The sequence below is a fragment of the Microbispora sp. NPDC049125 genome, assembly GCF_040802045.1.
Taxonomy (GTDB): domain Bacteria; phylum Actinomycetota; class Actinomycetes; order Streptosporangiales; family Streptosporangiaceae; genus Microbispora.
In genome coordinates this window covers 217,130-234,790 of record NZ_JBEZDW010000004.1, presented here as the reverse complement: position 1 = coordinate 234,790, position 17,661 = coordinate 217,130, and the positions used below count along the sequence as shown (strand labels likewise).

At 69.8% G+C, this 17,661-nt stretch carries 18 protein-coding genes; 9 read left to right on the top strand and 9 right to left on the bottom strand.

Features of this window, described 5'->3' with window-relative positions; genetic code table 11:
* The first annotated feature begins 42 nt into the window (after positions 1–42).
* Complete coding sequence (locus AB0B72_RS06940) at positions 43–786, top strand: TetR/AcrR family transcriptional regulator (protein ID WP_367737424.1); 744 nt, start codon at positions 43–45, stop codon at positions 784–786.
* Positions 787–843: 57 nt separating this feature from the next.
* Here the strand turns inward: AB0B72_RS06940 and AB0B72_RS06935 are convergent, their stop codons facing one another.
* Complete coding sequence (locus tag AB0B72_RS06935; RefSeq protein WP_367737423.1) at positions 844–1,227, bottom strand: VOC family protein; 384 nt, start codon at positions 1,225–1,227, stop codon at positions 844–846.
* Between the two features lie 174 nt (positions 1,228–1,401).
* Between AB0B72_RS06935 and AB0B72_RS06930 the strand changes: the two genes are divergently transcribed.
* Both AB0B72_RS06930 and AB0B72_RS06925 read left to right on the top strand, forming a co-directional pair.
* Complete coding sequence (locus AB0B72_RS06930) at positions 1,402–1,932, top strand: N-acetyltransferase family protein (RefSeq protein ID WP_367737422.1); 531 nt, start codon at positions 1,402–1,404, stop codon at positions 1,930–1,932.
* A gap of 89 nt (positions 1,933–2,021) precedes the next feature.
* On the top strand, positions 2,022–3,122 hold the full coding sequence (locus tag AB0B72_RS06925; protein WP_367737421.1) for a DUF4037 domain-containing protein: 1,101 nt from the start codon (positions 2,022–2,024) through the stop codon (positions 3,120–3,122).
* A 28-nt stretch (positions 3,123–3,150) separates the two neighbouring features.
* Here AB0B72_RS06925 and AB0B72_RS06920 read toward each other — a convergent pair whose 3' ends face one another.
* Positions 3,151–6,237: a BTAD domain-containing putative transcriptional regulator gene (locus AB0B72_RS06920; protein WP_367737420.1), complete on the bottom strand. Its 3,087-nt coding sequence runs from the start codon at positions 6,235–6,237 to the stop codon at positions 3,151–3,153.
* A 164-nt stretch (positions 6,238–6,401) separates the two neighbouring features.
* Entirely contained in the window at positions 6,402–7,121 is a 720-nt protein-coding gene (locus AB0B72_RS06915; RefSeq protein ID WP_367737418.1) for a helix-turn-helix domain-containing protein, read from the bottom strand.
* Positions 7,122–7,343: 222 nt separating this feature from the next.
* On the opposite strand from AB0B72_RS06915, the gene AB0B72_RS06910 reads away from it, so the two are divergent.
* Both AB0B72_RS06910 and AB0B72_RS06905 read left to right on the top strand, forming a co-directional pair.
* Positions 7,344–8,006 carry a DUF4097 family beta strand repeat-containing protein gene (locus tag AB0B72_RS06910; RefSeq protein ID WP_367737416.1) on the top strand — a complete coding sequence of 221 codons (663 nt, stop codon included), beginning with the start codon at positions 7,344–7,346 and terminating at the stop codon, positions 8,004–8,006.
* A gap of 473 nt (positions 8,007–8,479) precedes the next feature.
* Complete coding sequence (locus tag AB0B72_RS06905) at positions 8,480–9,403, top strand: hypothetical protein (protein ID WP_367737414.1); 924 nt, start codon at positions 8,480–8,482, stop codon at positions 9,401–9,403.
* A gap of 40 nt (positions 9,404–9,443) precedes the next feature.
* Here the strand turns inward: AB0B72_RS06905 and AB0B72_RS06900 are convergent, their stop codons facing one another.
* Complete coding sequence (locus tag AB0B72_RS06900; RefSeq protein ID WP_367737413.1) at positions 9,444–9,674, bottom strand: hypothetical protein; 231 nt, start codon at positions 9,672–9,674, stop codon at positions 9,444–9,446.
* 108 nt (positions 9,675–9,782) lie between these two features.
* Here AB0B72_RS06900 and AB0B72_RS06895 point away from each other — a divergent pair, with 108 nt between their 5' ends.
* Together AB0B72_RS06895 and AB0B72_RS06890 are read left to right on the top strand one after the other, a co-directional pair.
* Positions 9,783–10,424 (top strand): TetR/AcrR family transcriptional regulator, encoded by a 642-nt coding sequence (locus tag AB0B72_RS06895; protein WP_367737412.1) that lies wholly within the window; start codon positions 9,783–9,785, stop codon positions 10,422–10,424.
* The gene (locus AB0B72_RS06890; protein ID WP_367737411.1) at positions 10,421–11,791 is read left to right on the top strand and encodes a phenylacetate--CoA ligase family protein; all 1,371 of its coding nucleotides are present in this window, start codon (positions 10,421–10,423) and stop codon (positions 11,789–11,791) included. The genes AB0B72_RS06895 and AB0B72_RS06890 overlap by 4 nt, the downstream gene beginning before the upstream one ends.
* Before the next feature lie 123 nt (positions 11,792–11,914).
* Here the strand turns inward: AB0B72_RS06890 and AB0B72_RS06885 are convergent, their stop codons facing one another.
* The 3 genes from AB0B72_RS06885 to AB0B72_RS06875 all read right to left on the bottom strand — a co-directional run bounded on the left by AB0B72_RS06885 (position 11,915) and on the right by AB0B72_RS06875 (position 13,553).
* Complete coding sequence (locus AB0B72_RS06885) at positions 11,915–12,430, bottom strand: nitroreductase family protein (protein WP_367737410.1); 516 nt, start codon at positions 12,428–12,430, stop codon at positions 11,915–11,917.
* Positions 12,431–12,441: 11 nt separating this feature from the next.
* On the bottom strand, positions 12,442–12,804 hold the full coding sequence (locus AB0B72_RS06880; RefSeq protein WP_367737621.1) for an MFS transporter: 363 nt from the start codon (positions 12,802–12,804) through the stop codon (positions 12,442–12,444).
* A gap of 266 nt (positions 12,805–13,070) precedes the next feature.
* Entirely contained in the window at positions 13,071–13,553 is a 483-nt protein-coding gene (locus AB0B72_RS06875) for a MarR family winged helix-turn-helix transcriptional regulator (protein WP_367737409.1), read from the bottom strand.
* Between the two features lie 81 nt (positions 13,554–13,634).
* Here AB0B72_RS06875 and AB0B72_RS06870 point away from each other — a divergent pair, with 81 nt between their 5' ends.
* Positions 13,635–15,146 (top strand): FAD-binding oxidoreductase, encoded by a 1,512-nt coding sequence (locus tag AB0B72_RS06870; protein ID WP_367737407.1) that lies wholly within the window; start codon positions 13,635–13,637, stop codon positions 15,144–15,146.
* A gap of 7 nt (positions 15,147–15,153) precedes the next feature.
* Here AB0B72_RS06870 and AB0B72_RS06865 read toward each other — a convergent pair whose 3' ends face one another.
* Together AB0B72_RS06865 and AB0B72_RS06860 are read right to left on the bottom strand one after the other, a co-directional pair.
* Positions 15,154–15,537 (bottom strand): nuclear transport factor 2 family protein, encoded by a 384-nt coding sequence (locus AB0B72_RS06865; protein WP_367737405.1) that lies wholly within the window; start codon positions 15,535–15,537, stop codon positions 15,154–15,156.
* Positions 15,538–15,803: 266 nt separating this feature from the next.
* Positions 15,804–16,547 (bottom strand): alpha/beta fold hydrolase, encoded by a 744-nt coding sequence (locus AB0B72_RS06860; protein ID WP_367737404.1) that lies wholly within the window; start codon positions 16,545–16,547, stop codon positions 15,804–15,806.
* A gap of 79 nt (positions 16,548–16,626) precedes the next feature.
* Between AB0B72_RS06860 and AB0B72_RS06855 the strand changes: the two genes are divergently transcribed.
* A complete protein-coding gene (locus AB0B72_RS06855) occupies positions 16,627–17,619 on the top strand; it encodes a helix-turn-helix transcriptional regulator (protein WP_367737403.1) in 993 nt (330 codons plus the stop codon).
* The last annotated feature ends 42 nt before the right edge of the window (positions 17,620–17,661 follow it).

Sequence of the window (17,661 nt, the reverse complement as noted above, 5' to 3'; positions counted from 1 at the left end):
ATCAACGATCCGGTGCCCGATCGCCATACTAGACTTCCTTCCGTGGACACAAGCAAGGCAGAACCGGGAACACGCGGCTCACGAACGGCGGGGGACGTGTGGCTGCGACCGTCCGCGCGCAGGGAGCGCGATGCTCCCCCGCTCAGCCGGGACCGGATCACCGAAGAGGCCGTGGCCCTCCTGGACGCCGAAGGCGCCGACCGGCTGACCATGCGGCGCCTGGCCGAGCGGCTCGGCACCGGCTCCACCACGCTCTACTGGCATGTGAAGACCAAGGACGACGTCCTCGACCTCGCCCTCGACAAGATCTTCGCCGAGGTCGAGATCCCGCGGAAAGGCGGCCAGGGATGGCGTGCCGACATCACCGCGCTGGTCAGCGGATGGCGCGCGGTCCTGCTGAGGCATCCATGGTCGGCGGCGCTGCTGGGGCGTCCGATGCTGGGCCCCAACGTGCTCGCCCGCAGTGAGTTCCTCTACGCCACCCTTGTGGAGACCGGGGTCGTCGAGCCCCACCTCACCGCCGCGGCGTACGGGCTTTCCAACTTCGTCATCGGTTCCGGGCTGATGCAGGCCACCTGGCCGGACAACGCGAAGCAGCCGATGCTGCGGGACGCCCGGGAACATCTGCATGCCAATCGGGAGCGCTACCCGGCCCTCGCCGCTCATGGCCCCCTTGTCGCGGACGGCAACTGGGACGCCGGCTTCGCTCTCGGCCTCGGCTGGCTTCTCGACGGCATCCAGGCCAACATCGCCAGTACCGATGAGGAGGGTGGAGCGCGAGCCTGAAACGGCCGCCAGGCCGTGTTCGTCAGAAGATCGCGGAGCCTCTTTGGCCGCCCGGGATCAGTGAGGCGTCGCGGCCCTGTCGGACGCGCTGCGCAGTACGCAGAACTCGTTGCCCTCGGGATCGGCGAGGATGGCCCACCCGGAGCCGTCGGGTCTGCGGTGATCGGCGACCAAGGTGGCGCCGAGGCCGAGCAGCCATTCGACCTCCCGCTCACGGGTGGTCTCGGGCCGCAGGCACAGATGGATCCGGTTCTTGACCGTCTTCGCCTCCGGGACACGGTTGAAATGGAGCACCGGGCCCTCGGGCAGCATCACCTGGGCCTCGGGGTCGCCCGGCTCGTCCTCCGGATTGAGGGGACAGCCGGTCACCTGGCTCCAGAACCTCGCCAGCTCATAGGGGTCGGCGCAATCGATCGCCACGTTCTGCACTATTGACACCATGAGCGGATCATGGCGGAGCGCCACACCCCGCCGCAACCGAGATTCGCCCTGGTCACCGCACCCACGCCTGTCTGGTGATCGCAGTTGACGTATTGTCGTGCCGCTGCGGGGACGCGGCCGGGGCATGAGACCCCGGCGTAGACGTCTCCGAGGCCAGGACGAAGGAGCCACACGGTGCACACCATCACCCGCCTGTCCGCCGACGACTTCGGCAGCAACGTGACAGGCCTTGCCGACCTCCTCGCGGACGCCGTCGCCGACGGCTCCTCTCTGGGCTTCCTGCACCCTTTCGGCCGGGACGACGCAGCGGCTTGGTGGCGCGCCCGGCAACCCGCCGTGTCCGACGGCAGCCTCACCGTCTGGGTCGCCCGGGCGCCCGGCGTCGTCACCGGCCCCGTCATCGGGACCGTCAGCCTCGCTCTGGAAGGCAAGCCCAACGGCCGGCACCGGGCCGAGATCCTCAAGCTCATGGTTCACCGTGACGCCCGCGGCAAGGGACTGGGCCGCGCGCTGCTCACCACCGCCGAGCAGGCCGCCGGACGAGCCGGAGCCACCCTGCTGCTCCTGGACACCGTGACCGGCAGCGCCGCCGACCGCCTCTACCACGCCGGCGGCTGGACACGGTACGGAGTCGTCCCCGGCTACGCGGCAGCCCCGGACGGCCCCCTCGAAGACTGCAGCTTCTACTACAAGCAGCTCAGCTGAAGGCCCGCGTCCCCCCGGCCCTGGCGACCGCCGGCCGGTCCGGCGATACTCGGTGGCTCTCGCGGCCCTCCCCCGGCCACAGTGATCACATGACGACACCTGCCCCCGAGTTCCTCCCGGGTCTCGCGCTGTCACGGATCCTCTTCGAGGAGGCGGTGCGGCCGATCCTCGATGCGGCGTATCCGGGGCTGCGGTACGCCGCCGCAAGGGCCGGCGCGGGATCTGAGGTGCTCGGTTTCGACACCGAGCGGTCGGCGGATCACGACTGGGGCCCGCGGCTGGATCTGTTCCTCACGCCGGACGTGGCCGCCCGCCACGGAGCCGACCTGCATCGGCTCCTGGCGGACCGGCTGCCCAAGCAGATACGGGGCCGGCCCACGCACTTCCGTCACGCCACCCCGGGGAGCCCGGCCGGCCTCATGGAGATGACGGACGGCCCGGTCGATCACCGGGTTTCTGTGAACGACGTCGGCGGATGGCTCAACGCCCACCTCGGCCTCGGTACGGTGACCACCCCCCCGGCGGTCCGCGACTGGCTGGCGATGCCCCAGCAGAAGCTCGCCGAGGTCACCGGCGGCGCGGTGTTTCATGACGGGCTCGGCACGCTGACCGCGGCGCGGCGGCGTCTGGCCTGGTACCCCGACGAGGTGTGGCGGTATCTGCTGGCCTGTCAGTGGCAGCGGATCTCCCAGGAAGAGGCGTTCGTCGGGCGCTGCGCCGAAGTAGGGGACGATCTCGGGTCCGCCGTGGTCGCGGGACGGCTGGTGCGTGACCTGATGCGGCTGTGCCTTCTCCTCGGGAGGCGGTACGCCCCGTACAGCAAGTGGCTGGGGAGCGCGTTCAAGCGGCTGCCGTTCGCCGACGAGCTGACACCGGCGCTGCATGGCGCCGTTCTCGCGACGCAGTACGCGGCGCGAGAACGGCACCTGTGCGACGCCTACGAATTCGTCGCCGCCCTTCAGAACGACACGGGGCTCGCGGAGCACGTGGACCCCACGCGGCGGCCGTACCACGGCCGGCCCTTCCAGGTCATACATGCCGAACGCGTCGCCCGAGCCCTCGCACGGACGATCACCCATCCCGAGCTGGGTGGCCTGCCGCTGTCCGGCGCGGTGGACCAGTGGACGGACAACACCGACTTTCTTGGACGGCAACGTCCTGTGCGCGCCGCCGTCGACGCGCTGAGATGAAAGAAGAGCGGACTGCGGTGCGCGTAGTTCACGAAGCGAGGGTGGCCTCGGCCAGCTCACGCCAGTCCTGCCGCCGACCGGCGAGGGCCGCCTCGGCGAACACGGCTTCGCCGAGGCGACTCCGCGTGGCCGTGGTGATCCTGGAGACGTCCGGCTGCGAACGATCCGGCGTACCGCGCACGCCGTCGCTTGCGGCGAGCAGTCGCACGGCCTGCTCGTACTGTCCCCGGCGCAGCGCGAGATCCGCGATCCCGATCAGCACCTCGGCGATCAGCGGTGGATACGGCATCTCCATGGCCGCGCGGAGCGCCTCGGTCCGATACGCGCGGGCCTCGTCGAGATCCTCGGTGAGGTAGCCGTACAGGTCCATGGCCTTGGCGCGGACCGCGCCGCCTGGTTCCGCGTCGCCCGTTGTCGCCCGCAGCGTGGCCAGGTGCCGACGCGCCTTGTCCGGCTCGCCGCGCCAGCGCGCCAGCTGCGCCTTCGAAATCGCCAGCTCGGCAAGCGTGTCCGGCCAGGTGATCTCGCCCGCGTACCGCTGCGCTTGTGCCATGGCGGACGTGCTGGACCGCTCATCGCCGAGCAGCCAGTACAGCTGGGCCTGCCGCGCCCGCAGGCCGACCGCGTCCTCGGTCGCGCCCACCTCGGTCAGCGCCCCGACCGCCTCTTCGTAGTGCTCACACGCGCGTGAGAACTCGCCCCGCATGGCGAGCCGATCGGCCAGGAAGGTCAGCGCCAGTGAGATCCCCAGCCGTTCACCCAGCGTACGGAACTCGGCGAGGGCGATTTCGGCATCGACGTCCACGTCAGTATCGTCGCCGCCGAGCGTCAGCCGCAATCGGCCACGAGCGAGCCTGGCCTGCGCGCGCACCCATGGGTCGTCGCCGGCGATGAGCGGCTCGAACGCGGACAGGAACTCCATCGGCTCCCGCAGCATCCGCTCCAGCGGGGCGACGAACCCGAGCAGGGGGTGACGATACCCGTCCTTGGTGAGCCGGTGCGCCTCCTCGATCCACTCCCGCGCCTGATACTGGTCGCGGCCGGGCCCCGAGCTCATGAACACCGTCACGATGGTGTACGCCATCGCCCGCACCTCGTCGGGCACCTCACCGGGCAGCGAGGCCGCCGCGATGCTCAGCTCGGTGCCCTCGTCCCGGTGCCCGCTGAGGAACCAGTACCAGCCCGCGGCCGCGACCAGCCGCATCGCCTCCTGCGCCCATCCTTCGGCGATCGCTCCGCGCAGAGCCGTACCGATGTTGTCGTGCTCGGCCCTGAGCGCGGCCAGCCACTCCAACTGCTCGGCCCGGCGCAGGTGCGGCTCGGCCGTCTCGGCCAGCTCGGTGAAATAGGCGAGGTGCGCCCGCCGCGCCTGCTCGGTCTCCCCGGCTTCGCCGAGCCGGTCCGCAGCGTATTCCCTGATGGTGTTGAGCATGCGGTAGCGCGGCGTGTCCTCGCCGTCGGCGAGCAGCAAGGACTTCTCGATCAACGCGGTCAGCAGGTCGAGCACCTGATCCACGCCGGACGCCTCGTCCCCGCACACCCGTTCGGCCGCTTCCAGGCTCGCCCCGCCGGAGAAGACCGAAAGCCGCCGCAGTACGGCACGTTCGGCCTCGGTCAACAGATCCCAGCTCCAGTCCACGACCGCGCGCAGCGTCTTGTGCCGGGGAAGCGCCGTACGGCTGCCGCCGGTCAGCAGGCGGAATCGGTCGTCGAGCCGACGTGCCAGCTGATCGACGGACATGGTCCGCAGCCGTGCCGCGGCCAGCTCGATCGCCAGCGGCATCCCGTCGAGCGCCCGGCAGATCCGCGCCATGGCCGACAAGGTGCGCGGGTCGGAGCCGATGCCCTTGCGCACCAGCTCCGCGCGGTCCCGCAGCAGCCGCACCGCGGGAGCGGACCCGGCCTCGGAGGGGTCCGCGCCCTCCGCGGGCAGCGCGAGCGGCTCGACCTGCCACAGCACCTCCCCGGTGATGCCGAGCGGTTCCCTGCTCGTCGCCAGAATCCTCAGCCTCCGGCACTCCCCCAGAAGCCGATCCGCGAAATCCGCCGCAGCCTCGATCACGTGCTCGCAGTTGTCCAGGATCAGCAGGATCGAGCGCTCCCGGACCGCGGTGACGAGCCGGTCCATCGGTTCTCCACCCCGCGTGGCACCGGGCAATGCCTGGTCACGCAGGCCGATCGCGGTGAGGGCGGCCTGCGCCAGGTCGCCGCCCGCCCGCACGGAGGCCAACTCGACCAGCCACGCCCCATCAGGCACCTCGGCGAGCATCGTCCGCGCGGTCTCCGTGGCCAGCCTCGTCTTGCCGGAGCCACCCGCTCCCGTCAGCGTGACCAGCCGGTGCCTGCCGGCCAGACCGGCGACCGCGGAGACGTCGTCGTCCTTGCCGACGAAACTCGTCAGCCCGGCGCGCAGGTTCGTCCTGCGTTCGTCCGCATGCTCACCCAGCTCGCCACGCAGCAACGCGGTGTGCAGCGCGGACAGCTCGGCCGACGGGTCGGCGCCCAGCTCCTCGGCGAGCCGCTCGCGCGTCCGCTGGTACACGGTCAGCGCCTCGGCCCCACGCCCCGCCTCGGCGAGCGCCCGCATCAGGGCCGCCACGAACCCCTCCCGCAGCGGATACGTGGAAACCAGCTCGGTCAGCTCGGAGATCAACTCCGAACCGCGGCCGAGGCGGATGTCCGCGTCCACCCGGTCCCCGAGCGCGGCGACGTAAAGCTCGTCCAGACGCGCGACCGCGGCGTCGAACGCATCGCTGTCTCCCAGGGCGATGTCCGCCATGGCCGTGCCGCGCCACAATGCCAGGGCCGAGCGCAGCAGGTCCGCCCGCGCCGCGGGCTCGGCGGCACGGGCCTGACCGGCCAGGTGCTCGAACCGGCACACGTCCACGGCGTCAGGAGCGACGGCCAGCCGGTACCCGCCGGACTCCGCCTCGATCACACCGTCCGGCAACACCCTGCGCAGCCGGGACACCAACGCCTGCAAGGCGTTCGCCTCGTCCGCGGGCGGCCGTCGCCCCCAGATCCAGTCCACCAGCCTCGTACGCGTGACGATCCGGCCGGGTTCGAGGGCGAGGGCGGCCAGCAGTGCGCGCAGTCGAACCCCGGGAACCTCCACAACGGCCCCATCGTGGTTCCGGACCTCGAACGGTCCGAGCAATCCAACCCGCACATCAGCAATTGTGCCGAAGCGTGATCGCGCCATGTCACCGGAGTACTCGACACCCTGTCCACCCGGTCCCGCGGTGGGCGTCCGCGTGCTCGGGCCGGGGCCGGCGATGATCAGGTTTCCCTGGGATGGGTGTAGAGGACCTCGCGGGCCTGCTCCGCGGCGCGGGTAAGGCCCTCGCCGACGAAGTCGAGGAAGCGGGCGATGTTCTCCAGGCGGACGGCGGCGGGGGTGTCGGGGCCGAGGATGCCGACGCCCTGCCGCGCGGCCTCCACCAGCTGCGCGTTGGATCGTGCGCTGGCGACCATCGCCTGGTACCAGAGGTCGTCGTCGACGACGTAGCGCTCACGGCGGCGTTCGTCGCGTACTCGTCGGACGAGGTCCTGGCTCTCCAGGAACGTGATCGCCTTGGAGATGGACGCCGGGCTGACCTGGAGGCGCCGGACGAGTTCGGACGAGGTGAGGCTGCCCGCGTCCGTGGTGTAAAGGCAGCTCAGCACCCGGGACATCATCTTGGGCAGACCCGATTGCATGAAAACGGTGGTCAACGTCTCCTCGTAGTCGCGCACGGCCTCGGCGTCGCGTCCGTGGGGCTGCGGCGACGCCTCCGGCCCCCGGGGCGCGGCCTGCCTGCGCCGGTGAGTGCGGCGCTCGGTGGCGCGATGGGCCAGGTCGGCGCGGTAGGCGGTGGGGCCGCCGTTCCGCATCACCTCGCGCGTGATCGTGGAGGTGGGGCGGTCGAGACGTCTGGCGATCTCCGCGTACGGGAGGCCGTCGGCCAGCCCCAGCGCGATCTGCTGGCGGTCCTGCTGGGTGAGCCTGCCTCCCGGCATCGCGATCTCCTTCGAGTTCCCTGATGCCTCCAGCATAGCGTTCAGCCCCAAATCATTGCAACACGCAATTGGGGTTGCTGTTGCATTACCGTCCAGGCTATCGCAACGATTTATCGCCTATGACCTGTGGTTTTATAGAATGTTCGCAACAACACTGTTGCAGCTTCCTGAAATGCAACGTAGCGTTTCCACCACAAGAAACAACGACCGCAGGAGAGCACGATGCAGAAGTTCGACACCCCCGCCCCGATCTCCGCCGTCCTCGACATCCCCGCCGGACGGGTCCGCTTCATCGCCGCCGACCGGGCCGACACCGCGGTCGAGATCCTGCCGGCGGACGCCTCGAAGAGCCGCGACGTGAAGGTGGCCGAGCAGACCAAGGTCGAATACGGTCACGGCGTCCTGCGGATCGAGGCCTCGGCGAAGAACCAGTTCCTCGGCGCCTCGGGATCCATCGAGGTGACGGTTCAGCTGCCCACCGGCTCCCGGGTCGAGGCGAAGGCGGCCAGCGCCGAGCTCCGGGGCGTCGGACGGCTGGGCGACGTGGCCTTCGAGGGCTCACAGGGCGAGATCAAGCTCGACGAGGCCGCGAGCGTCCGCATCACCACCGACGCCGGTGACGTCTCGGTCGGCCGCCTCACCGGGCCCGCGGAGATCAGCACCAGCAAGGGCGACATCAGTGTCACCGAGGCCGTACACGGCACGGTCGTGCTGCGAACCCAGGCCGGCGCGATCTCGGTCGGCGCCGCCCCGGGAGTCTCGGCCGCTCTCGACGCGAGCACGCCCTTCGGCCGCATCAGCAACGGGCTCAAGAACGACGGCGCCACCCAGCTCGACATCCACGCGACCACCGCCTACGGCGACATCACCGCTCGCAGCCTCTGAGGAGCACCGTCATGACGCACCTGGCCGTTCCCGCCGTTGGACGTCGGCAGCGGCCAGGTGCCCTTGTGCCGCGCACATCTGCGGGGCGCTGAAGCCGGCCGACCAGGCACCCGCCACCCGGCTGGACCTGGAACCGCGCGTCCCAATCAGCGCCTCACCCGCCCCCTGACGGCGGCGAAACGCACTCGCTCGCCGCACCGGGAGCCCGCTAGTGTCGCGCGGATGACCGACGCTTCTCTACCTGTGCTCTGGCTTTCAGGGCCTACGGGTGTCGGGAAGTCCACGGTCGGCTGGGAGGTGTTTGCGCAGCTGAGTCGTGCCGGCGTCAAGACGGCGTTTGTCGACGCTGACCAGATCAGCCTGTGCCACCCCATGCCAGAGGGCCTGACGCATCGCCTCCGCGCGCGGAATCTGGCCGCGATGTGGCCGAATTTCGGCAGGAAGGAGTGCGATGTCTGGTCCTTGCGGGCTTCGTGGACACTCCCGAGCAGGTTCGTGAGTACACCGCGCTTCTTCCCGAGGCCGCGTTCACCGTGTGCCGGCTGCGCGTCGACAGCGCTGAGCTCAAGGAACGGTTCCTCGCGCGGGGATGGCGTCCGGATCTGCTGCGGGAGGCGGTCATCGAAGCAGAAGCCCTGGAACGCAGCAACTACGCCGACGTGAGCGTGGACACCGGCGGCTTGGCGGTGTCCGAGACGGCCCGGCTGGTCTGTGAACGGGTTGGAGGATGGCCGGGCACCCTCCCCGCCGTGACCTTCCACCGCGTCGTCGACCAGCAGAACCCCCCGACCTCCCAGGCGGATGCCGCACCCGCTTCCGAGCCGGTGCCTGTGCTGTGGCTGTCCGGTGCGACGGCGGTTGGGAAGTCGGCGGTTGGCTACCAGATCTTCATGCAGGTCTACCGGACCGGCGTACGAGCCGCCTACGTCGATGTGAAGCAGATCGGTGCGCTGCGTCCCGCCGCGGACGACGACGTGGACAGCCATCGCCTCAAGGCCCGCAACCTCGCGGCCATCTGGGCAGGGCACCGCGCGGCCGGGGCCCGGTGCCTGATCGTCTCCGGGGAGGCCGTCTCAGCCGAAGCCGTCCATGGCTATGCCGAGCTGCTGCACGACGTGGCACTGACCGTATGCCGGCTGCATGCGGGGCCGGCAACGCTGGCCGAGCGCGTCGCGCGACGTGGCCAGGGAGGCGGGCCCACCACACCGGGTGATGAGCTGCGCGGGCTGGGCTCGGGCACCCTGCACCGTATCGCCGGACGAGCGGCGCACGAGGCCGTGGCGCTCGACAGCGCCGGGGCGGGTGAACTGCGCGTCGACACCGACGGCCGGTCGGTTGAGGAGGTGGCCGCGGACGTACGGGCTCGCGGCGGCGACTGGCCGAACCTCCTCCCCTGAAGGCGGTCCTCATCCCCAGCCGACGGACGTACATACGCTGTCAGCCGTCGTGGCCGAGCAGGCGATGCAGGCGATTCGTTTCCCAGGACGGTGGGCCAGGGCCTGTCTCGCCTGCGGGACCCAGCGCGTCCAGGCGGGCGTTGAAACTCGCCGCGGCCGCACCGCCCCATCGGCCGGTGAACCAGGCGGCGACCCGATCGGCGCCGGCCTCGCCCCCCAGGTCGCCCAGTGGCATGCCCTGCCCGAGCCCGGCGGTCAGCGCGCGCGACACAATCGCGATCTTGGTTGAGTGAGTCGAAGGCCGGACACGCGGCCCGCGTCGGCCGGCTCGAAACATTCTCCACTCTCTGGAAAGTTCCATGTGATGTATATTTTGCGCATGGAGGAATCGCGCCGCGATCGCAAGAAGCGGCTGACCAGGCAGCGGATCATCGCCGCGGCGATGAGGCTGTTCGCCGAGCAGGGGTACGAGCAGACCACGGTGGCGCAGATCGCCGTGGCGGCGGACGTCGACCCCAAGACGTTCTTCAACTACTTCCGCGCCAAGGACGAGGCCGTGTTCGCCGACGTCGAGCACATCTTCGGCCTGCTGCTCGGCGCGCTGGCGGTGCCGCGGCCGCAGGAGGGGCCGGGCGAGCTGCTGGCCAGGGCGGTGCAGGAGTACGCCGCCCGGCGCCGCCCCGAGGTGCCCCGCAAGGAGCCCGAGGAGCTGTCGGCGGAGGTCCACCTGATGATGACGACGCCGGCGCTGCAGGCCAAGGGGTTGTACCTGATGCTGGACCTGCAGCGGAGGATGGCCGGCGAACTGCTGAAGGCGTTCCCGGACCAGTTGGATCCGATCACCGCCGCCGCCATGACCGGCTCCCTGATCGGCGCCGTCCAGCAGGCGAGCCTGGCGAGCATCGAGCTCGGCCGGTCGCAGGACGAGCTGTGGCGGGCCGCGCAGCACGGCCTCGACGTCGCCGCGCGCGGCCTGCTCTCGGTCCGCGCGGACGCTGCAGAAGGGAACGACCCGTCATGACAGAGAACGAACGGAGCCTCGCCCGCGACGCGCGGCGGGCGCTGCGCGAGGGCCCCGAGGGGATCGCGCGGCGGCAACGGGCCCGCCTGGCCGAGGCTGTGGCCTATGCCCGCGCCCACTCGCCCTACTACCGCGAGCTGTACCGGGCGCTGCCCGACGAGATCGACGACCCGGCGCGGCTCCCGGTCACCGACAAGAAGGCGCTCATGGCGCGCTTCGACGACTGGGTCACCGACCCGGACGTGACGCTGGCCAAGGCCCGGGAGTTCGTCGCCGACCCCGCCCTCGTGGGCGAGCGCTTCCAGGGGCGGTACCTCGTGGCCACCACGTCCGGCACCAGCGGGCTGCGCGGCATCTTCCTGCAGGACGAACGGAGCGTGGCCGTGGGCAACGCGGTCGGGCAGCGCGCGCGAGCCGGGCTGGGGATCGGCGATCTCGTGCGCCTCATGCGCGGCGCCGGCCGCACCGCCATCGTCTCCGCGCCGCCTGGCCACTTCTCCACCGTCGCCGGGGCCGCGCGGTTCCGGCGCGACCACCCGCGGCTGGGCTGGATGCTGCGGGAGTTCTCCATCCACAAGCCGCTGCCGGAACTGGCCGCCGAGCTGAACCGATACAACCCCAGCTCGCTCGCCGGCTTCTCCGGCATGCTCGGGCTGCTTGCCGGCGAGCAGGAGGCCGGCCGCCTGCGCATTCACCCGGGGGTGGTCATCGCCGGTGGCGAGGCGCTCACCGCGGAGAACCGCGCCCGGATCGCCGCCGCGTTCCACGCCCAGGTCCGCTCCGCCTACGCCGCCACCGAGTGCGGCTTCCTCGCCTACGGCTGCGCGCACAACTGGCTGCACGTCAACACCGACTGGGCGGTGCTGGAGCCGGTCGACGCCGACCACCGGCCCGTCCCGCCGGGGCGGCCCTCGCACACCGTCCTGCTGAGTAATCTCGCCAACCGGGTCCAGCCGATCCTCCGCTACGACCTGGGCGACAACGTCCTGGTGCGGCCCGACGCCTGCCCGTGCGGCAGTCCGCTGCCCGCCGTCCAGGTGCAGGGCCGCGCGGCGGAGATGCTCGAGTTCCCCGCCGGTGACGGCGGGCACGTCCACATCTCCCCCATGGCGTTCGGCACGCTGCTGGACCGCGTCCCCGGCATCGCGCAGTTCCAGCTCGTGCAGAGCGCGCCGGTCATGTTGCGGGTGCGGCTGAAGCAGGCGGACGGCGCCGACCCCGATCACGTGTGGCGGACCGTGCGCGAGGAGATCTCACGCCTGCTGGCCGAACACAGGGCCGAGCACGTCGCGTTGGAACGCGCCGAGGAGCCGCCGGAGCAGTCGGCCGGCGGCAAGTTCCGCAGGGTCATCCCCCTGGCCCGCTGACTGCGGCGCGGGCCGGCCTCCCCCCGAACCACGCTCACCGTCACCGGGGTTGAGGAACCTGCGGCCGGCCCTGTCCGCCGCCTCTGCGGCCTGGCCGGGTGCTCGGCCTAGCGGTCGGGGCGTTTACCACCGATCCCAGTGCAGGATCTGGTCGCGTGGGATGCGGGGCGCGGGTTTGAAGTCGGTGCCGATCGTGTAGGCGAGCGGGATGAACGCGGCGAGCATGACCTCGTTGTAGGGGACGCCCAGTGTGGCGGCGAGTTCGGGTTCGAGTGGTCCTTGGGCGGTGGTCCATGTGGTGCCGAGGCCGCGGGCGCGGGCGGCGAGCATGAAGTTCCATGTCGCCGGCAGGATGGAGCCCCATGTCCCGGATTGGACGGCCGTCGAGGCGTGGTCGGTGCGTCCTTCGATGGCGGGGATGACGAACGCCGGGACGCGGTGGATGTTGTCGGTCAGGTGCCGTAGCCCGTCGAACACACCCTGGGTGGAGCGCGGAGCGTGGTTCATGCGGCGGATGTCCTCGGTCAGCGGTGGGCCCTCCGCGATGAGCCGGCGCGGGACGGGCCGATCGAGGTCGAGCCGCTTGCGGACGGCCCGGGTGGTGGACAGCAGTTCGTCGGGGGTCAGGTTCAGGGTCATCGCGGTGCTCCTCAGGCTCGGGTGGAGGCCGGTGCGGTGGCCGGGGGCTCGGCGCGGGCACGCAGGCCGAGATAGGCGATGAACACGCCGACCAGCGAGAAGACTCCGGCGGTCAGGAACGCCGCGCGGTAACCGTCCAGCGGGGACACCGGGACGGCCATCACTGCCGCCAGCACCGCCACGCCGATGCCGGCCCCGACCTGGACGCCGGAGGTGATCAGGCCGGAGGCCAGGCCCTGGCGGTCGTCGGGCAGGGCCCCGACGGCGGCGATGTTCAGGCTGGGGAACGACAGACCGTTGCCCACGCCGTGCACGACGAGCGCAGGCAGCAGCACGGTCGCGTAGCCGCCGGACGCACCCGCCCGCAGGAACAGCAGGATCCCGACGCCTTGCCGGTGGAGCAGCGGGCGTAGCCGACGCGGGTTCCGTTCACGCGCTCCAGTGGTCCGGATAGGAGGCCTTCACCGGAACAGTTCGCGGAACACCTATACGGAACACCTTGACCCGGGGCGGCTGGTGTTCCGGTTGAGGATCCCCTTACGGAACAGCAGTTCATCTCAGACACTCAAGCCTCGGCCTTCGCCGAGGCCCAGCACGAAGATCGACACTCTCGAACATGATGTCGCACTGGGGGCGCGGATCAGCAGCGAGAGGGCCCCTGCCTAGCCTTTTCGAAACGGACGACCTCTTCCAGCACTATGCGCATGCCACCGATCCGATCCCGGCCGAGGTGCTGTGCCCACCGCTGCTCGATATCCTCGAGGATTCGAGTGGCGGCAACCTGTGCCTTCTTTCCCCGTTCGGTCAGTCGGATGATCTTGGCGCGATGGTCGACTGGATCGGGCGCCCGCTCGACGTAGCCGTGCCGCTCGAGCTCGGTAACCACCTCACCGAGCGCCTGCTTGGAGAGCCCTGAGCGTCCGGCGAGCACGGTCAGCCGCGAGCCCTCGGCGTCGATAAACCGGAAAACAGCGCCGTGGCTATAACGGATCCCCTCGAATCCCTCCTCATCGAGCCTCCGGTGCAGCTCCGCAAGCGTGACGTCCTTGGCCTGCGTGAACAAGGCAGGAAGCGGGATCTCGCTCACATTTTGGTTGCCCTGCCTTCCGGCGCGCGTCGTCATCCTGGACACCCCCTTCCGTCGTGATTCGTCAGGTGACTTGACAATACCGTGCCGATTAATAGTACGGTCACCTTACTACCTATGGCCGCTTCGGTCGATCGAACACCCGTACCCGACAACCCAGAGGAAATAATCGTGAGCAGTTCAGGCCCACAACGTTTCCAGTCCACCGTCATCGACCCAGCCGAGGTCAAAACCCTCGCTAAGCGGGTGAGAGGCCCGGTGCTCACGCCCGAAGACGAGGGCTATGACATCGAACGGGCCGGGTACCAACTCGCTCGTCAGCATCGGCCCGACCTTGTGGTGGGCGCGACCGGAACCACCGACGTGCGGGCCGCGGTGGAATTCGCCAGAAGCCACGCGCTTCCGGTGGCCGTGCAGGGCACTGGACATGCGTCAGCCGGCATCGCGGGTGAGGGTGGAGTGTTGATCAACACCACTCGGATGACGGGTGTCCGGGTGAGCCTCGAGACGAACACGGCCTGGGTGGCAGCCGGAACCCGATGGGACGAAGTGATTCACGAGGCCGCGCCTGCCGGGTTGGCGCCGTTGTCAGGCTCCTATCCGGGCCTCGCCGTGGTGTCCTACACCCTGGCCGGAGGGCTCAGTCTGCTCTCCCGGCGCTACGGCTACGCCGCCGATCACGTGCGCAGCATCGACGTCGTCACAGCGGACGGCCAGTTGCGGCATGTCACTGAGGAGTCTTACCCGGACCTGTTCTGGGGGCTGCGTGGCGGTCGGGACAACTTCGGTGTGGTGACCGGCATCGAGATCGGTCTCGTGCCGATCACCATGCTCTACGGCGGATCGCTGCAGTTCCCCGGCGAACTGGCCGCCGAGGTGTTCGACACTTACCTGCGCTGGACGGCCACCGTGCCCGATGAGATGAGCTCATCGATCATGCAGATGTCCTATCCGGACATCGCCGCGTTTCCGGAGGCCTTGCGAGGCCGACAGGCCGTTCATGTTCGTATCGCCTACGCTGCGGACGTTCTCGATGCCGCCGAGAACCTGGTCGAACCGTTGCGGGCACTCGGCCCGACGAGCGACACCCTCCGCGTACTGCCCTATACGGAAGCCGGGTCCATCTATGCCGATCCGCCTTTCCCCGGATCCATCGAGGCCAGTACCACCCTGCTCGGCGAGCTCGACACCACGGCGGTACGCACCATCCTCGCTTTGGCCCCACCCCACGCGCCGGTGCCGCACATCTTCGAACTGCGTCACCTCGGCGGCCGACTTGCCCTCCCGCCGGCCGTCGCCAACGCCGTGGGCAACCGGGACGCGCGATACCTGTTCAACGTGGTCTCCCGGCTGGAACGTGCCGACATCACCGAAATCCGGCCAGCACACAAACGCATGCTCGAAGCGCTCGTCCCGTGGAGCACCGGCGGCCGTCTCCTGAACTTCATGAATGGCGAGGACGCCGCCCAGGAGGTGCGCTCAGCATACGAGCCCGAGGACTACCAGCGCCTCACCGAAATCAAGGCCGTCTACGATCCTGACAACACTTTCCGCCTTAATCACAACATCCCACCCGCCAACCCCACATCAGCAGTGAATCGGAACGAGGAAGGGAGCCCCGCTGCGTGACCGTCCGTCACTTGTAGTCGTTCTCGGTCAGAGGCACGACGTACGCCCGGCGTTCGCGGATCAGACCGCCGCGCATCACGAACACCTCGCCCATCGCGGCGCGCATCACGGTGCCGTTCTTCTGAAGTGCTTCGAGGGTCATCTCCGCCATGACGACGTCGTTCTCCTCGACCATCCGCGTGATCGTCACCTTCGGGGGAACGCCGACCGGGTCCTGCCCTTCGATGTTGGCGTCGTAGGCCTCCTTGCCGGTGATCCGGAAGTGGCCGAACACGGTCCACTCGATGTCGTCGGTCAGGCACGAAAGGATCTGCTCGTGGTCGGACTTGTTGAACCCGTCGATGTACCGCTCGACGGTCTGCTTGTTGGTGGACTGGCTGACAGCGGACATGATCTCTCCCCCGGTTCGTCGTTGTTCACTGATCGGTCGGAGCCGGTCGAGCACTTTCGACATGCCGCCGGAAGAACGTCCGCCGCGACGCGCCCGAAGGTCTGCGGACCGAATGGGCCGCACGGGTGAACATCTGCCGCAGGCGCTGTGTGCCGATCCGCTCGCGCGGCATCCCACGTCATCGCGGGGATCCGGCACCGGCAGGACCATTCAAACGCGGCCATTTTCACAGGTCGGACAGCAGTGCACTGGAGATTTCCTCATTGCTACCGGGATCCCGAGACGGCCGCGTGAAGGACATCGGCGAGCTCGCCAGGGGCGGACAGCATCGGCCAGTGCCCGGTGGACAGGTCGAATCGGCGCCACGGCGCCTGGTTCAGGAAAGCCAGCATCGGCACCCCGGCATCCAGCAGCTTCCGGAAGTCGTCGCAGGCGATCAGGACTCGGTCCACACCGGGCCCCGGATCGGCCGCGCCGGTGAGCCGCTGCCGGTAGGTGCCGAACGGCTGGGGCATGGCCTTCGCGCGCATGAGGCCGAGCTGGTCTTCGCCGAGCCCCTCCAGGCTGCCGAACGAGCCGAGGACCTCGACGGGCGGCATCGGCAGTCGCCATCCCTCCCCGTGGTCGGCGACCTGCCTGGTCAGCTGCTCCCCCGCCTGCGGCGGCATGAGGTCCAGCATGCCCATCCCCTCGGCGAACGGGGCGCTGTCGAGGTAGACCAGACGCTCCAGCCGCGATCCCAGACGCCCGGCGGCCCCGGTGACGGGAGCCGCGGCGTAACTGTGCGCCACCAGGGTGACATCGCGCAGACCGTGCTGTTCGACGGCCGTGACGATGTCGTCGATGTGGGTGTCCAGGTTCGTCTCCGCAGTCGCCTCGCCGGCGCCTTCGCCGAGGCCCGTCAGCGTCAACGGCAGCACTGTGTGGCCGCGTTCCCGCAGCGCACGCGTGACGCCTTCCCAAGCCCAGGCACCCAGCCAAGCGCCAGGAACAAGCACGAAACCAGCCATGCGATTCTCCCTCTCGAAGCGGTGAACCGAGCGTAGGGTCGATACAGGACACTTTCCGCCCTGTTATCGTGAGTGATCCATGTCTCATCCCCTGACGCGCGTGCTCGCCCTTCTCGAACTCCTCCAAACACACGCGGGACTCACCGGCGCCCAGCTGGCGGACCGCCTGGGCACTGACGTCCGCACGGTGCGCCGGTACACGGCGCACCTGCGGGAGCTCGGCATTCCAGTGGAGTCCGATCGTGGCCGTTACGGCGGCTACCGGCTGGCCCGCGGCTACCGGATGCCGCCCCTGGTGCTCACGAACGACGAGGCCCTCGCGGTCGTCCTGGGTCTGCTCGCCGGAGAACGGCTCGGCATGAGCGGCACCGCCCCGGCCGGCGCCGCCGCCCTGGCCAAGATCGAGCGAGTGCTGCCGCAGGCCCTGCGGGAACCGCTCGCCGCCATGCGCGACAGCCTGTCCTTCACCGCCGACATGTCTTTCACCACCGGCCCCGTGAACGCGCAGGTCCCGGAGACCGGCGTTCTACTGGCCCTGGCCCAGGCCTCCCGCACCCACCGAAGCGTCACCCTGCGCTACCAGACCTGGCGCCGGGAACACAGCGAACGCGACGTCGACCCGTACGGCGTGGTCTTCCACGCCGGGCGCTGGTACGTCATCGGCCACGACCATCTCCGCGACAGCCTGCGCACCTTCCGCATCGACCGGATCGCCTCCATCACCCCCCGCGACGCCGCCTTCACCACCCCTGCGGGCTTCGACCCGGTCATCCATCTCATGGCCGCCCTGGCGCAGGCCCCCTACCGCTGGGAGGTCGAAGTCCTCATCGACGGCCCTCTTGACGAGATCGCCCGACAGCTACCGGGCAGCGTCGCCACACTCACCGCCCGACCCGACGGCGTCCTGATGCGCGCCCGGGCGGAACGGCTCGACGGCATGGCCCGCCTCCTCGCCTCCCTGGAATGGCCCTTCACCGTCCACACCCCTGACGAACTGCGCCAGGCCCTCAAGGACCTGGCGCGGCAACTCACCGCAGCCGCCGAACGACAACCGCGAGTCCTGCCGCGGTGAATCGCGGATTCACCGCGACAGGACCTCCACCTCGGATCGGCG

Coding starts and splice junctions, on each gene's coding strand:
- AB0B72_RS06935 (WP_367737423.1), bottom strand. CDS start 1,227: ATGGTGTCAATAGTGCAGAACGTGGCGATCGATTGCGCCGACCCCTAT.
- AB0B72_RS06925 (WP_367737421.1), top strand. CDS start 2,022: ATGACGACACCTGCCCCCGAGTTCCTCCCGGGTCTCGCGCTGTCACGG.
- AB0B72_RS06915 (WP_367737418.1), bottom strand. CDS start 7,121: ATGCCGGGAGGCAGGCTCACCCAGCAGGACCGCCAGCAGATCGCGCTG.
- AB0B72_RS06910 (WP_367737416.1), top strand. CDS start 7,344: ATGCAGAAGTTCGACACCCCCGCCCCGATCTCCGCCGTCCTCGACATC.
- AB0B72_RS06895 (WP_367737412.1), top strand. CDS start 9,783: ATGGAGGAATCGCGCCGCGATCGCAAGAAGCGGCTGACCAGGCAGCGG.
- AB0B72_RS06890 (WP_367737411.1), top strand. CDS start 10,421: ATGACAGAGAACGAACGGAGCCTCGCCCGCGACGCGCGGCGGGCGCTG.
- AB0B72_RS06885 (WP_367737410.1), bottom strand. CDS start 12,430: ATGACCCTGAACCTGACCCCCGACGAACTGCTGTCCACCACCCGGGCC.
- AB0B72_RS06875 (WP_367737409.1), bottom strand. CDS start 13,553: ATGACGACGCGCGCCGGAAGGCAGGGCAACCAAAATGTGAGCGAGATC.
- AB0B72_RS06870 (WP_367737407.1), top strand. CDS start 13,635: ATGGCCGCTTCGGTCGATCGAACACCCGTACCCGACAACCCAGAGGAA.
- AB0B72_RS06865 (WP_367737405.1), bottom strand. CDS start 15,537: ATGTCCGCTGTCAGCCAGTCCACCAACAAGCAGACCGTCGAGCGGTAC.
- AB0B72_RS06860 (WP_367737404.1), bottom strand. CDS start 16,547: ATGGCTGGTTTCGTGCTTGTTCCTGGCGCTTGGCTGGGTGCCTGGGCT.
- AB0B72_RS06855 (WP_367737403.1), top strand. CDS start 16,627: ATGTCTCATCCCCTGACGCGCGTGCTCGCCCTTCTCGAACTCCTCCAA.